At 67.5% G+C, this 12,050-nt stretch carries 17 protein-coding genes and 1 pseudogene; 6 read left to right on the plus strand and 12 right to left on the minus strand.

All coding sequences use genetic code 11. The features are described 5' to 3' along the window. Positions 1 to 54 precede the first annotated feature (54 nt). Positions 55 to 270, plus strand: coding sequence for a hypothetical protein (locus tag WKW79_RS20085; RefSeq protein ID WP_340336956.1), 216 nt, complete (start codon positions 55 to 57; stop codon positions 268 to 270). Positions 271 to 283: 13 nt separating this feature from the next. On the opposite strand, the gene WKW79_RS20090 is transcribed toward WKW79_RS20085, so the two are convergent. Beyond that, complete coding sequence (locus tag WKW79_RS20090) at positions 284 to 1,210, minus strand: histone deacetylase family protein (protein ID WP_340336957.1); 927 nt, start codon at positions 1,208 to 1,210, stop codon at positions 284 to 286. A 130-nt stretch (positions 1,211 to 1,340) separates the two neighbouring features. On the opposite strand from WKW79_RS20090, the gene WKW79_RS20095 reads away from it, so the two are divergent. Together WKW79_RS20095 and WKW79_RS20100 are read left to right on the plus strand one after the other, a co-directional pair. After that, on the plus strand, positions 1,341 to 2,183 hold the full coding sequence (locus WKW79_RS20095) for a universal stress protein (RefSeq protein WP_340336958.1): 843 nt from the start codon (positions 1,341 to 1,343) through the stop codon (positions 2,181 to 2,183). 5 nt (positions 2,184 to 2,188) lie between these two features. Further along, a complete protein-coding gene (locus tag WKW79_RS20100) occupies positions 2,189 to 2,767 on the plus strand; it encodes an NAD(P)H-dependent oxidoreductase (protein WP_340336959.1) in 579 nt (192 codons plus the stop codon). Here the strand turns inward: WKW79_RS20100 and WKW79_RS20105 are convergent. Together WKW79_RS20105 and WKW79_RS20110 are read right to left on the minus strand one after the other, a co-directional pair. Continuing rightward, on the minus strand, positions 2,744 to 3,514 hold the full coding sequence (locus WKW79_RS20105) for a YoaK family protein (protein ID WP_340336960.1): 771 nt from the start codon (positions 3,512 to 3,514) through the stop codon (positions 2,744 to 2,746). The two genes, WKW79_RS20100 and WKW79_RS20105, sit on opposite strands and share 24 nt — an antisense overlap. Positions 3,515 to 3,524: 10 nt before the next feature. Beyond that, positions 3,525 to 3,992, minus strand: coding sequence for a universal stress protein (locus tag WKW79_RS20110; RefSeq protein ID WP_340336961.1), 468 nt, complete (start codon positions 3,990 to 3,992; stop codon positions 3,525 to 3,527). Positions 3,993 to 4,276: 284 nt separating this feature from the next. Here WKW79_RS20110 and WKW79_RS20115 point away from each other — a divergent pair, with 284 nt between their 5' ends. Together WKW79_RS20115 and WKW79_RS20120 are read left to right on the plus strand one after the other, a co-directional pair. Then, entirely contained in the window at positions 4,277 to 4,504 is a 228-nt protein-coding gene (locus WKW79_RS20115) for a hypothetical protein (protein ID WP_340336962.1), read from the plus strand. Between the two features lie 51 nt (positions 4,505 to 4,555). Beyond that, positions 4,556 to 4,831: pseudogene (locus tag WKW79_RS20120) on the plus strand (acetyltransferase); the annotation flags it as partial. Positions 4,832 to 4,961: 130 nt separating this feature from the next. On the opposite strand, the gene WKW79_RS20125 reads toward WKW79_RS20120, so the two are convergent. The 6 genes from WKW79_RS20125 to WKW79_RS20150 all read right to left on the minus strand — a co-directional run bounded on the left by WKW79_RS20125 (position 4,962) and on the right by WKW79_RS20150 (position 9,105). Then, positions 4,962 to 5,381 (minus strand): hypothetical protein, encoded by a 420-nt coding sequence (locus tag WKW79_RS20125; protein WP_340336963.1) that lies wholly within the window; start codon positions 5,379 to 5,381, stop codon positions 4,962 to 4,964. Then, on the minus strand, positions 5,378 to 5,830 hold the full coding sequence (locus WKW79_RS20130; protein ID WP_340336964.1) for a universal stress protein: 453 nt from the start codon (positions 5,828 to 5,830) through the stop codon (positions 5,378 to 5,380). Before WKW79_RS20130 ends, WKW79_RS20125 begins: the two co-directional genes overlap by 4 nt. A 115-nt stretch (positions 5,831 to 5,945) precedes the next feature. Beyond that, a complete protein-coding gene (locus WKW79_RS20135) occupies positions 5,946 to 6,566 on the minus strand; it encodes a PqiC family protein (protein ID WP_340336965.1) in 621 nt (206 codons plus the stop codon). Then, positions 6,563 to 7,549 (minus strand): MlaD family protein, encoded by a 987-nt coding sequence (locus tag WKW79_RS20140; protein WP_340336966.1) that lies wholly within the window; start codon positions 7,547 to 7,549, stop codon positions 6,563 to 6,565. The genes WKW79_RS20135 and WKW79_RS20140 overlap by 4 nt, the downstream gene beginning before the upstream one ends. Beyond that, positions 7,546 to 8,331 carry an ABC transporter ATP-binding protein gene (locus WKW79_RS20145; RefSeq protein ID WP_340336967.1) on the minus strand — a complete coding sequence of 262 codons (786 nt, stop codon included), beginning with the start codon at positions 8,329 to 8,331 and terminating at the stop codon, positions 7,546 to 7,548. The genes WKW79_RS20140 and WKW79_RS20145 overlap by 4 nt, the downstream gene beginning before the upstream one ends. Next, positions 8,332 to 9,105 carry an MlaE family ABC transporter permease gene (locus WKW79_RS20150; protein WP_340336968.1) on the minus strand — a complete coding sequence of 258 codons (774 nt, stop codon included), beginning with the start codon at positions 9,103 to 9,105 and terminating at the stop codon, positions 8,332 to 8,334. It lies immediately after the preceding gene. A gap of 228 nt (positions 9,106 to 9,333) precedes the next feature. Here WKW79_RS20150 and WKW79_RS20155 point away from each other — a divergent pair, with 228 nt between their 5' ends. Beyond that, a complete protein-coding gene (locus tag WKW79_RS20155) occupies positions 9,334 to 9,762 on the plus strand; it encodes a universal stress protein (protein ID WP_340336969.1) in 429 nt (142 codons plus the stop codon). A 40-nt stretch (positions 9,763 to 9,802) separates the two neighbouring features. Here the strand turns inward: WKW79_RS20155 and WKW79_RS20160 are convergent, their stop codons facing one another. The 3 genes from WKW79_RS20160 to WKW79_RS20170 are packed head-to-tail and all read right to left on the minus strand — an operon-like array spanning position 9,803 to position 12,044. After that, positions 9,803 to 10,003, minus strand: coding sequence for a hypothetical protein (locus WKW79_RS20160; protein ID WP_340336970.1), 201 nt, complete (start codon positions 10,001 to 10,003; stop codon positions 9,803 to 9,805). Between the two features lie 8 nt (positions 10,004 to 10,011). After that, entirely contained in the window at positions 10,012 to 11,739 is a 1,728-nt protein-coding gene (locus tag WKW79_RS20165) for a cation acetate symporter (RefSeq protein WP_340336971.1), read from the minus strand. After that, complete coding sequence (locus WKW79_RS20170; protein ID WP_340336972.1) at positions 11,736 to 12,044, minus strand: DUF485 domain-containing protein; 309 nt, start codon at positions 12,042 to 12,044, stop codon at positions 11,736 to 11,738. The genes WKW79_RS20165 and WKW79_RS20170 overlap by 4 nt, the downstream gene beginning before the upstream one ends. Positions 12,045 to 12,050 lie beyond the last annotated feature (6 nt).

Consider the following 12,050-nt stretch of genomic DNA (forward strand, 5'->3'; position numbering starts at 1 on the left):
CACGCGCGATGGTCGGCGGTGGGCAGCTGGATTCCTCATCCACAGGAGATCACCATGCCCCATGACGACAAGCCCGCGCTTCCCTCACCGGATGCCCTGATGCAACCACTCCTCGACTGGCAGAAGGCCTTCACGGATTTCATGCTGCAAGGGCAGCAGAACCAGCTCCAGGTCATCGCAGCCTGGCAGCGGGCGATGCAGGACGCGCAGCGCGATTGGGAGGACCGGTGGATCTGCCGCTTCGGCGGCGGCGTGCCGCTCGACGGTTGAGCTCCGCGCCGGATCAATCGCCGCTCATCAGCATCCTGACGTGCGCGGCGACGCTGCGCGCAAGCGGCTCCAGCGCATAGCCGCCCTCGAGGCAGGAGACGACCCGGCCACGCGCGTGCCGGTGCGCGATGTCCATGACCTGCCGTGTCACCCAGGCATAGTCGCTCTCGACCAGTCCGAGGTTGCCCATGTCGTCGTCGCGGTGCCCGTCGAAGCCCGCGGAGACGAACACCATCTGCGGTGCGAAGGAGTCCAGTGCAGGCATCCAGTGCTGCGTCACGGCATCGCGGAACGCGGCGCTGCCCGAACGCGAGGGCAGGCCCACGTTCACCATGCAGGGGCCGCTGTCGTCTTCGCCGGTGAAGGGGTAGATGCCCTTCTCGAAGATGGAGCACATCAGAACCCGCTCGTCGTCGCGGAAGATGTCCACGCTGCCGTTGCCGTGGTGCACGTCGAAGTCGATGAGGGCGACGCGCTCCAGGCCGTGGACCTCCAGCGCATGCCGGATGCCGACCGCGACGTTGTTGAAGAAGCAGAAGCCCATGGCGGCAGCCCGCTCTGCATGGTGGCCGGGCGGTCGCACGCAGCAGAAGGCCGAGGCCGCCTCGCCCGCCTGCACCATGTCGGTCGCGAGCACCACGGCGCCGGCGGCACGCAATGCGGCATCGATGGTGTGGGGGTTCATACTGGTGTCGGGATCGATGCTGTGCAGGCCTTCCTTGCGCGACGCGGCGACCACGGCCCGCACATGCTCCATCGAATGTGCGCGGCCCAACTGCCCCGGTGTCGCGCGCGGCGCGTCGCATTGCAGCATGCAGTCGAGCAGGCCCAGCGCGAGCAGGCGATCGCGGATCGCCGAGAGCCGCTCGGGGCATTCAGGATGGTGCGGCCCCATGGCATGCAGCGCGCAGTCCGGATGCGTGATGAAGGCGGTGAGCATTTGTCGTCTCCTCGGGTTCATTGCGAACGGCACGAGTCTGACGAGCTGGATCGACGCGGTGTTGATTCGCGTCAAGGTGTGGTGCCGTGGCGAGGAAGAACATGGATGCACCTGAACCCATGCCAAGGCCATGACCTATCCCACCATCCTCGTGCATCTCGATCGCACTGCTGCCTGCCGCGTGCGTGCGGACCTGGCGGCGCAGTGGGCGCGTGCCCACGGCGGCCATCTCGTCGGGCTCATCTCCACCGGGCTGATCGACGGCATCATCCCGGCCGACGAACTCCTGTCCGGCGCCACCGACTACATCGCGGAATGCGCGGAGTACCTTCGCCATCGCGCGGAGGCCATCAGCCACGACTTCCGCGAGCGGGTGACGGCGCAGGGTAACCTGTCGTACGAAGTCCGCCTCATCGATTCCACGACCGTCGACGCGGTGGTCCGGCATGGACGCACGAGCGACCTGGTGGTGCTCGGCCAGCGCGACGATGAACAGGTCAAGGACATCACGACGCAAGACCTGCCGCAACGCGTGGTGATGGAAGTGGGCCGGCCGGTGCTGCTGGTGCCGTACGCGGGCCACTTCGAAGGCGTGCCGAAGAACGCGGTCGTGGCCTGGGATGGCTCGCGCGAGTCGGCCGTCGCATTGCGGGCCGCGGTGCCGGCCTTGCGCCAGGCGTCGAAGGTCACGCTGGTGTCCTGCCGCGCGGTCCATGCCGACGGCGCCCAGGATCGCCTGCTGGTGCCGGACATGCTGCAGTTCCTGGCGCGGCACAAGGTCCATGCGACGGCGGAGAGCGACGTCACCGACATCGACTTTGGCGATGCGCTGCTGTCGCGCCTGTCTGACCTCGGCGCCGACCTGCTGGTGATGGGCGGCTATGGCCATTCGCGCTTTCGCGAGTTGATGCTCGGCGGTGTCACGCGGCAGATCCTGGCGCAGATGACGGTGCCGGTGCTGATGACCCACTGACGGCCATGCGAATCCTCATCATCCAGGGGCATCCGGACCGCTGTGCGCAGCACTTCTGCCATGCGCTCGCAGATGCCTACGCCGAAGGTGCGCGCAGTGCCGGGCATGCCGTGGAATGGATCGACATCGGGATGCTGGATTTCGCCTTCCTGCGCAGTCAGGATGAATGGCAGCATGCGACCTTGCCCCCCGCACTGGCCGAAGCGCAAGCGGCCATCGCGCGAGCTGATCACCTCGTCATCATCTATCCGCTGTGGCTGGGCGGGATGCCCGCGGCGCTCAAGGGCTTCCTCGAGCAGGTGATGCGCCCGGGCTTCGCGGTTCCGGCGGATCGGCCGAGCCTTCGGGCCAGGCTGCTCGCCGGTCGCAGCGCACGGGTGATCGTCACCATGGGCATGCCGGCATTCGTCTACCGCTGGTACTTCCTCAGCCACGGACTGCGGCTGCTCAAGCGCAACATCCTCGGGCTCATCGGCATCGCGCCGGTACGCGACGCGGTCATCGGCTCGGTGGAGAACCTCACGCGCAAGCAGAAGATCGTGTGGATGCGGCGCTTGCGGTCATGGGGGAAGGCGGCGGTCTAGCAGGGCGCGCGCACGCGGCAGGTCGCGCCACAGCGGCGGCACCGACAGCCCCAGCAGCAGGGCCGCGAGCGGCACCACGAACACGAAGCCCACGTGCTTGAAGCCCAGCGCGCCGGTGATGCCGCCCAGAACGAACATCGCGACCAGACCGCCGGAAATGCCCATGCGATGGCGGTTGCGCCGCAACTGCTGCCGTGACGGCGCATGCCTGCTGCGGGCCCAGTAGAGCGACTTGCCCAGTTCCATGCCGAGGTCCGTGATATTGCCCGTCATGTGCGTGGTGCGCACGCTGCCGCCCGAAGTCTTGGACGCGACGGCGTTCTGCAAGCCCATGATGAAGGACAGCAGCAGCACCGTAAGCGGCACCGCGAAGGGCGTGGACCAGGTCAGCGTGATGGCGCCGGCCAGCCCGAAGGGAAACATGAGCGCGGCCTCCAGCAGCAAGGGCAGGGCGTAGACGCTGTGCAGGCGATGGCGGCGGCTCCAGTTCACGAGCACCGCGCAACTGGCGGCACCGACCATGAACGCGAGGATGGCGCCGACGGCATTGAGCACCAGCGTCGTGTTCCCCAGCACCAGGCCGTCCGCGACCTGCGAGGCGAAGCCGGTCATGTGCGAGGTGTACATGTGCAGCACCAGGAAGCCGCCCGCATTGACGGCGCCTGCATTGAAGGCGAGCAGCAGGCCGAGGACGGCGTTCGTCGAAGGCGCGCGGTGGCGGTTGGTGAGCAGGAGCAGCCGGCGCATCGGCGTGCGGTCAGGCCGCGGCCGCGGCCACCGGTGCGGCGCGCACCAGCAGCACCGGCACCGGCGAAGTACGCAGCACCGCCTCCGCGCCGCTGCCCAGCAGCATTCGCTTGACGCCGTGGCGGCCGTGCGTGCCCAGCACGATGATGTCCGCGGGCCACTTGCTTGCCTGTGCCGCGACCAGCTCGGCCATCCTGCCGGTGAAGCTGCTGTGCAGGACAGTTTCGGATTCGACGCCTGCGGCGCGGGCCGTTTCGCTGGCATCTTCGAGCACCTTGGTGCCATACGCGCGCATCGCCTCGACCCACTGCCCACCGTGATCCTCATAGGCATCCATGGCATGTGCCATCGCCATGTCGCCGATGGCGTGGAAAAGGCGCAGGCGTCCCTTGGTCAGTCCCGCCAGGCGAATGGCTTCGTCCAGGCCGCGCTTCGATGTTTCGGTCCCGTCGAGGGGGACGAGGATGTGCTCGTACATGGCAGCTCCTGTCTGGATGTGGGGTGCGGATCCAGTATGGAATCGCAGGTGGCCGGGCGCCTTGACATGGCGCAAGCGCATGGTTGCGCCAGGTCAAGCCGCGAGCGTGCGCGGACTTGATCCACAGACAAAGCCGTTTCGCAGCGATGTTGCGTTGCCTCAAGGTCCGATCTCGCCAATGCGGAGACGATGCAACGGGGTGAGAGCCCTGTTCAATGGTTCAACGAGAGGTGCAACATGAATTCCGCCGACAGATCCGCGTCGCCAGCGTGGGAGGTGCAGCCATGAAGACGTTGTGGACATGGGTCCATGCCGTGGTCGCGCTGATCGCATGGCTGTTCATCCTGGTGGTTCTCTCGCTCGGCTTGCTGACCGCGCAATCGTCCATCCACGAGGACACCACCTACGTCCTGATCGTGCTCTTCGTGGTCATCGGCCACCTGAGCGCGGCAAGCTACCTGGTGCGCAGGATTCGCGACGATCTTCGTGCGGCGAGGACAAGCCACACCTGAGGGCCGGGGTAGGGGACTGGCATGGTCACGGGCTCGTGGCACAGTCGCGCCATGAGCCACTGGGATGTTTTCAATGGCGACGCCGACGGCATCTGCGCGCTGCACCAACTGCGCCTCGCGCAGCCGCGCGCCGCCACCCTGGTCACGGGCGTGAAGCGCGACATCGCCCTGCTCGAGCGCGTGCCGGCGCAGGCGGGCGACAGCGTCACCGTGCTGGACGTGTCGCTGGATCGCAACCGCGAAGCCCTGCTGGCGCTGCTTGCGCGCGGTGTCGAGGTGCGGTACTTCGATCATCACTTCGCGGCCCAGTTGCCCACGCATCCGCACATTGCCTGCCCAGGGCGCGCCATGCGGCTTTTGTCGAAGCATTTGCGCGGGCATTCCCCGGCGGGGAGCGCGGTTGACGCACTGGATCAGGGTCTTCGCTGCGGCGTTGGGCCATTCGCCCCGCGACGCTTCAAGGTTCCGATGCCGCAGGCCAATGGAGAACCGCGTGCACCGCTCCCGCGCCCGCCCGCACATCGACCTGGCGCGTGACGCCGGCATAGCTGGCGGAGACACGGTAGAGACCGGGACGCAGGGCGACGTAGAAAAGCGGACCGCAGTCGGCGAAGGGACCGAAGGACACGCCCTTGCGATCCGTCGATTCGAGCCTGACCGTCACGCCCGCGACGTAGGCGCCGGTCCCGGCCTCGGCGAAGGTCAGCCGCACGTTGTACAGGTCCTTCTTCGCCAGCATCTCCTGCCGGCCTTCCGCGCTGATGCCGCCACTGGCATGGGTCCCGGCCGCGAGTACCGGCGTGACGGCGCTCGCGGAAGCGCCGTGAAGGACCATCGCCACCACGGGGACGATGCGCAGGATGTCGTGAACTTTCATGGCCTGTCACCGTGAACCAGCAAGACCGGCACGGTGCTGGCGCGTGCCACGCCTTCCGCATCGCTGCCGAGTCCCAGGCGGCTGAAGCCGCGGCGTCCGTGCGTGCCCATGACGATCAGGTCGATGCCGGACTTCGTCGCCTCGTCGACCACCACGTCGGCCACGCGCCGACGCATGACGCTGCGCAGGGCCGTGTCGGCCTGCACGCCGGCCCTGGCCGCCGCCGCGCGGCCTCTTTCCAGCAATTGCTCGCCGGCCGCACGCGCCTCGCGCAGCAAGTCCTCCTCGAACCTGAAGGGCGTGGCCATTCCCAGCAGCAGGGGAAAGTCGTCGATCACGTGAAGCAGGTGGACCTTAGCCTTGTGTTCGGCGGCGAGTTGCACAGCCTCGCGCAGGCCGCGCTCGGCGGTCGCGCTGCCGTCGACGGGGACCAGGATGTCGTGGTACATGGTTGCTCCTTGTCGGGTGCGGGAAGGAAGAACCCGGATGTGGGCGAGTTCATTCTTCACGGCACAGGCGCGTGCCGTCTTGCGCTGTGTCAATGCTTCGGACGGGGCGGCCTCGTCACTTGCGAGCGGGCGGGGACTGCGAAGCCAACGCACGCGCGGCCTCGGTGGCCACACGGTCCAGCAGCATCGTGATCGCGCGGGCGTGCGACTGCGGCGTGTCCGCATCGACGGGGATCGACCAGGCGCGTTCTTCCGCAGAGACCAGGCGAGGCGGCCGGTCGTCGCTCCACAGCAGGAGTCGCGCACGGGCGTCGAGCCGCCGTTCGCTGCGCACGAGATCCATGCGGTCCCACCGCACTTCGAGCGCATAGGCGGGCGAGCGCTCGCCGCAACTGGTCTCGCACAACGTCCATCCGGGCAGGTGGCGCCGCAGTGCATCGTGGAGCTCACGGGTGACCGCGACCTCGATGCGTTCGGACCAGTAGGCGTCGGGCCACTCGGCCAGGGTGCTGTCGTCGGCGCGGTAGCGCACGCGCCGCGCCAGCAGGTACTCCGGCATGACGATTCGCCGCACCGCCAGCACACGGGGCGGCGCCATCGGCGGGGCCGGCGCGGCCATGGCGACATCCATGCGGGGCAGGGTGAGCAACAGCGGCGGCGAGGTCGTCGCGCATCCGGCGAAGGCCAGGGCGATCGCGCACAGAGCCGGCGAAATGCCTCGATGCCGATTCCTCATTCGTGCACCTTTCCGAAGACGATGGCATTGGGCTTGTCTTCCAGCATCTCGCTGAGGGAACGGAAGCTTCGCGCGGCACGCGAGAGATCCGCGACGGTGGCCTCGAGGTCCGCGCGCAGCGGTGCTTCCGGCGCCGCGATGTCGGCCATGCGGTCCATCGCCAGCTTTGCCGACTCCGCAGCTTGACGCGTGCCCACCAGCGCACGCTGCAACTCGGGCTGCGAAGCCGAGACCGTCTCGCGCGAGACGTCGGCCAGGCGTGTCATCGATTGCAAGGTTGCTGACGAATGGCGCTGGACGAGCCGGATCGCCTCGGTCGCCGCTGCCAGTGTCTTGCGGGATTCCATCGCGGTCAGCTGCAATTCCTTCGAGCTGGCCCCGAGTACCGATTGGGCCGTGTCGATCGTGTGCTGGACCGAGACCAGCGTCGTGCGCAACTCCTGCACGGCCTCGCGAATGTCGGTCACCGAATCGCGCAAGGGCAGGCCGGCCACCTGGTCGATCAGCGCGCCGAAGCGCTCGGGCGTGGCGGGTATCTCGGGCACGCCCGGACCGCCCAGCAGGGTGGCGGGGGTGTCGGGCAGCAGGTCGAGGTCGATAGCCTTCTGTCCGGTGACGATGCTCTGCGAGGCCAGCCTCGCGCGCAGCCCGCGCTGCACCAGCTCGCGCACGTCCAGCTTCCTGCCTGCCGTGTCGCCCGAGAGATGCAGCAGCGAGGTCTGCAGCTTCAAGGACACGGGAATCGTGGTCTTGAGCGAACCGGCGTCCATCTGGATGCCGATGTCGGTCACCTGGCCCACGGTGACGCCGCGGAAGGTCACGGGCGCGCCGACGGACAGGCCGCTCACGTTGCCCTGGTAGTAGACGCGCGCCTTCCGCTGCTCGCTGAACAGGTCGTTGCCGCTGAGCCAGAGGATCGAGGCGACCGCGATCAGCAGCGCGACGATGACGAAGCCGCCGATGAGCAATGCGTTGCGCTTCATGACGATGCACTTTCGGCGGGGAGGGCCGGGGCTTTCACGCGCGGCACCTCGCGATGCAGGAAGGCATGCACCGTGGGATGCACGGCACGTTCGGCCAAGTCCCGGGGCGAGCCCTGGGCAATGGGCACCTTGCTGTCCGCATCGAGGAAGATGCCGTCGTCGGCAATCGCGAAGAGGCTTGCCAGCTCATGGCTCACAAGCACGATCGCCGCACCGGTGCGCGTGCGGATGTCGAGGATCAGGTCGTCCAGGCGGCGCGAGCTGATCGGGTCCAGGCCGGACGAGGGTTCGTCGAGGAACAACAGCGGCGGCTCGGCCGCGATGGCGCGGGCCAGGCCGGCGCGCTTCTTCATGCCACCACTGAGGTCCGAGGGAAGGAAGTCCGTGAAGTCGCCGAGTTCCACCCACTCCAGCACTTCGCGTGCCCTGGCCTCGCGCTGGCGGGCGTCGAGCCCGGTCTGGCGCGCCAGCGGCAGGCAGACGTTTTCCAGCACGGTCATCGAAGACCACAGCGCGGCGCTCTGGAACAGCATGCCGAAACGCGAGCGCAGCGTGTTGCGTTGCATCTCGTCGCTGGCCCAGTAGTCGGTGCCGTCGTATTGCACGGCGCCCGCGGCCGGCCGCAGCAGGCCCACGAGATGCTTGAGCAGCGTGCTCTTGCCGCAGCCGCTGCCGCCCATCACGGCGAAGATGCAGCCCTTCTCGACCTTGAACGACACGTCCCGCTGGATCAGCCGCTGGCCGAAGCGCATCTCGAGCCCGTCGACCTGGAGCAATGCCATTCAGACCTCCAGCGCGTTGGCGCACAACGCGAACACGGCGTCCAGCACGATGATGCCGACGATGCTGGAGACCACTGCCGCCGTGGTGGCGATGCCCACCCCCTCGGCATCCCGGCTCGCGCGCAGCCCGTGGAAGCAGCTCACCATGCCGATCAGCACGCCGAAGACGACGGCCTTGGTCACGCCCAGCAGCAGGTGCGGCGCCGCAAGGGCATCGTTGGTCCGCAGCAGGTAGGCGGTGGCAGAGACGTCGAGCATGATCGTCGAGACCGTCATGCCACCGGCCAGCCCCGCGACGCAGGCAAAGACGTAGAGCAAGGGCATCATCAGCAGCAAGGCCGCGACGCGGGGCAGCACGAGGAAGTCGATCGCGCTCAGGCCCAGCACCTCGAGCGCGTCAATCTCCTCGTTGGCCTGCATGGTGGCCAGCTCGGCTGCAAAGGCGGCGCCGGTCCGCCCCGCAATGACCACCGCCGTGATGATGGCGGCCATCTCGCGCACCACCGCGATGCCCACGAGGTCCGCGACGAAGATGCCCGCGCCGAACTTGGCCAGCTGCACCGCGCCGACAAAGGCGAGGATCGCGCCGACCAGCGAATTGACCACCAGCACGATGGGCACGGCCCGGCCGCTGCAATCGGCCAGGACCCGCACGAAATCCTTGAGGCGGAACTGCCACCGGCCGCCCAGCGCCGTGCTCCCCGACACCAGCACGTCGCCGAGGAAGGAGACGGGCCTGGCGAGCGTGCGAAGGCCTGGTGACAGTGCGGTCATGGCGCGTGGTTCAGTGGGTAGGGGCAAGGTTCATGCATCGAGAGGCCTGGGACGCAGGTGTTTCCCTCGCGAGTCTGGGTCGCCGGCGGCGCATGGCCTTGATTTGCGTCAAGTGCGGGCCAGGGCTCCCTCGCATGATGGGATGCACACACATTGAAAGGTGACCCCCATGAAAGACACACGACAGTCCTCATTGCCGCAACACTCCTTCACCGACGAGGTGCGGGCATGAAGATCCTCGTCGGCACCGATGGATCGAAGCACGCGCTGCGTGCGGTCAAGTACGCCGCCGAGCTGGCGCGCCTGGTGCGCTCCGCCTCGAACAGGATCACGCTCGTCAGTGTCCATGACGACACCGGCCTGCGCCACGCGAAGGCCTTCGTGGGCGCCGCCGAGGTTGGCGACTACCTGCGCGAACTCAGCGAGAAGGAACTCCGGCCGGCCGTGCGCTGGCTGAAGACGACAGGGATCGACTACGACATCGAGATCCGCACCGGGCGGGTCGCCGCGGAAATCGTCCATTGCGCAAGGGCAGGAAAGTTCGACCTCATCGTGCTGGGGTCGAAGGGCCGCGGCGCGGTGGCCGACCTGCTGCTGGGTTCGGTGGTCCAGCGCGTGCTGGCGATTTCGCCGCTGCCCGTGACGGTGGTCAAGTAGCGCGGTGGGCGGCCATCCCGCCGCCCACCTGCCTTGCATCTCAGTCCAATGTCACCAGGGTGATCCAGGCGTAGAGCGCAATCCAGAAAAGGCTTGCCGCGAGGGCGATGGCCAGCGCGAGCCGGATCGCGCTCCACGGTCCCCGTGGGCGCATCCCCTTTGGTCCCGGAATGTGGTTCATCTCGTCCTCGCGGCGGCAGGCAGCATGCGGTTCCATGATTCGACTAATGGCGTCCCGCATGCCTGCGCTCAATGCCCGCTCGCGCCGGCGGCGCCGATGCCGGTCTCCGAGCGCACCTGCTGCGCCAGGAAACCGTGCTTGTCGACCTTGGCGCGCGCACTCTTGTCCAGCACCGAGAACAGCCAGATCCCGATGAAGCCGATGGTCATCGAGAACAGGCAGGGCGAGGTGTAGGGGAAGGGCGCGGAGCCCGCCGGGTAGCCCAGGGTTGCTTCCCAGACCGAGGGCGAGACGATGGTCAAGCCCACCGAAGAGACCAGTCCCATGAAGCCGCCGATCACCGCGCCGCGCGTGGTGCATCCCTTCCACAGCACCGACATGAACAGCACCGGGAAGTTGGCCGATGCCGCGATCGCGAAGGCGAGCGACACCATGAAGGCGATGTTCTGCTTCTCGAAGGCGATGCCCAGCACCACGGCCACGATGCCGAGCGCGATGGTGGTGATCTTCGACACGCGCAACTCGGAAGCGCTGTCGGCCTCGCCATTCTTGATGACGGTGGCATAGATGTCGTGCGACACCGCGGAGGCGCCCGACAGCGTCAGCCCCGCCACCACGGCCAGGATGGTCGCGAAGGCCACCGCCGAGATGAAGCCGAGGAACACGTTGCCGCCCACCGCGTTCGCGAGATGGATGGCCGCCATGTTGCCGCCGCCGATCAGCGCACCCTTGGCATCGGTGAACTGCGGGTTGGTCAGCACGAAGGTGATGGCGCCGAAGCCGATGATGAAGGTCAGCAGGTAGAAGTAGCCGATCCAGCTGGTGGCCCACATCACCGACTTGCGCGCCTCCTTGGCGCTGGGCACGGTAAAGAAGCGCATCAGGATGTGGGGCAGGCCGGCGGTGCCGAACATCAGCGCCATGCCGAAGGAGATCGCCGAGATCGGGTCTTTCACGAAGTTGCCCGGCCCCATGATCGACTGGCCGATGCTGGCGGCCACCTCGGCCGTCTTGCCGTCCTTCATGGCCAGGTCGGTCTTGATCTTCACCGCACCGGCGAACATCGCCTCCGGGCTGAAGCCGAAGTGCCACAGCACCGACAGCGCCATGAAGGACGCGCCGCCCAGCAGCAGGCAGGCCTTGATGATCTGCACCCAGGTCGTGGCCGTCATGCCGCCGAACAGGACGTAGACCATCATCAGCGAGCCGACGATCACCACGGCGACCCAGTATTCCAGGCCGAACAGCAGCTTGATGAGCTGGCCCGCGCCGACCATCTGCGCGATCAGGTAGAACGCGACCACCACCAGCGTGCCGGAGGCCGCGAACATGCGCACCGGCGTCTGCTTGAAGCGGAACGCCGCCACGTCGGCGAAGGTGAACTTGCCGAGGTTGCGCAGCCGCTCGGCCATCAGGAAGGTGATGACCGGCCAGCCGACCAGGAAGCCGATCGAGTAGATCAGCCCGTCGTAGCCCGCCGCCATCACCGCGGCCGAGATGCCGAGGAAGGAGGCGGCCGACATGTAGTCGCCCGCGATGGCCAGGCCGTTCTGGAAGCCGGTGATGCCGCCGCCCGCCGTGTAGAAGTCGGCCGCCGAGCGCGTGCGCGATGCGGCCCACTTGGTGATGTAGAGCGTGCCGAGCACGAACATCGCGAACATGCTGATGGCCGTCCAGTTGGTGGCCTGCTTCTGCATCTGGCCGAGGTCGCCGCCGGCGGCAAGCGCTGATGCCGATGCGCCGAGCAACGCGGCAAGCGCCAGCGCGCGGCGAAGGAGTTGGGGCTTCGTGTTCATTTCATTGCTGCCTTTGCGACGGCGTCGCTGAGGGTGTCGAACTCGGCGTTGGCGCGCCGCACGTAGAAGGCCGTGATCAGGATCGTGAACACGATGACGCCGAAGCCGATCGGGATCCCCAGCGTGGTCACGCCGTCGCCCAGCCGCTGCGCGAGGAAGGGCTTGTTGAAGGCCACGAGCATGACGAAGCCGTAGTAGACGACCAGCATGAGCAGCGTCAATGTCCAGCCGAAGCGGTTTCGCCGGCCCTTCAGCAACTGATATTGGGATTGGCTGGCGATGCGCCGCGCCAGGTCTTCTTGCATGAGCGT

The sequence above is a fragment of the Variovorax robiniae genome (assembly GCF_037889955.1).
GTDB classification, from domain to species: domain Bacteria; phylum Pseudomonadota; class Gammaproteobacteria; order Burkholderiales; family Burkholderiaceae_C; genus Variovorax; species Variovorax robiniae.

Excerpts from the sequence above, each read along its gene's own strand:
- WKW79_RS20165 (WP_340336971.1), bottom strand. The coding sequence starts at position 11,739 with ATGAACACGAAGCCCCAACTCCTTCGCCGCGCGCTGGCGCTTGCCGCG.
- WKW79_RS20115 (WP_340336962.1), top strand. The coding sequence starts at position 4,277 with ATGAAGACGTTGTGGACATGGGTCCATGCCGTGGTCGCGCTGATCGCA.
- WKW79_RS20130 (WP_340336964.1), bottom strand. The coding sequence starts at position 5,830 with ATGTACCACGACATCCTGGTCCCCGTCGACGGCAGCGCGACCGCCGAG.
- WKW79_RS20170 (WP_340336972.1), bottom strand. The coding sequence starts at position 12,044 with ATGCAAGAAGACCTGGCGCGGCGCATCGCCAGCCAATCCCAATATCAG.
- WKW79_RS20155 (WP_340336969.1), top strand. The coding sequence starts at position 9,334 with ATGAAGATCCTCGTCGGCACCGATGGATCGAAGCACGCGCTGCGTGCG.
- WKW79_RS20100 (WP_340336959.1), top strand. The coding sequence starts at position 2,189 with ATGCGAATCCTCATCATCCAGGGGCATCCGGACCGCTGTGCGCAGCAC.
- WKW79_RS20140 (WP_340336966.1), bottom strand. The coding sequence starts at position 7,549 with ATGAAGCGCAACGCATTGCTCATCGGCGGCTTCGTCATCGTCGCGCTG.
- WKW79_RS20150 (WP_340336968.1), bottom strand. The coding sequence starts at position 9,105 with ATGACCGCACTGTCACCAGGCCTTCGCACGCTCGCCAGGCCCGTCTCC.
- WKW79_RS20085 (WP_340336956.1), top strand. The coding sequence starts at position 55 with ATGCCCCATGACGACAAGCCCGCGCTTCCCTCACCGGATGCCCTGATG.
- WKW79_RS20090 (WP_340336957.1), bottom strand. The coding sequence starts at position 1,210 with ATGCTCACCGCCTTCATCACGCATCCGGACTGCGCGCTGCATGCCATG.
- WKW79_RS20160 (WP_340336970.1), bottom strand. The coding sequence starts at position 10,003 with ATGCGGGACGCCATTAGTCGAATCATGGAACCGCATGCTGCCTGCCGC.
- WKW79_RS20145 (WP_340336967.1), bottom strand. The coding sequence starts at position 8,331 with ATGGCATTGCTCCAGGTCGACGGGCTCGAGATGCGCTTCGGCCAGCGG.
- WKW79_RS20110 (WP_340336961.1), bottom strand. The coding sequence starts at position 3,992 with ATGTACGAGCACATCCTCGTCCCCCTCGACGGGACCGAAACATCGAAG.
- WKW79_RS20105 (WP_340336960.1), bottom strand. The coding sequence starts at position 3,514 with ATGCGCCGGCTGCTCCTGCTCACCAACCGCCACCGCGCGCCTTCGACG.
- WKW79_RS20135 (WP_340336965.1), bottom strand. The coding sequence starts at position 6,566 with ATGAGGAATCGGCATCGAGGCATTTCGCCGGCTCTGTGCGCGATCGCC.
- WKW79_RS20095 (WP_340336958.1), top strand. The coding sequence starts at position 1,341 with ATGACCTATCCCACCATCCTCGTGCATCTCGATCGCACTGCTGCCTGC.
- WKW79_RS20125 (WP_340336963.1), bottom strand. The coding sequence starts at position 5,381 with ATGAAAGTTCACGACATCCTGCGCATCGTCCCCGTGGTGGCGATGGTC.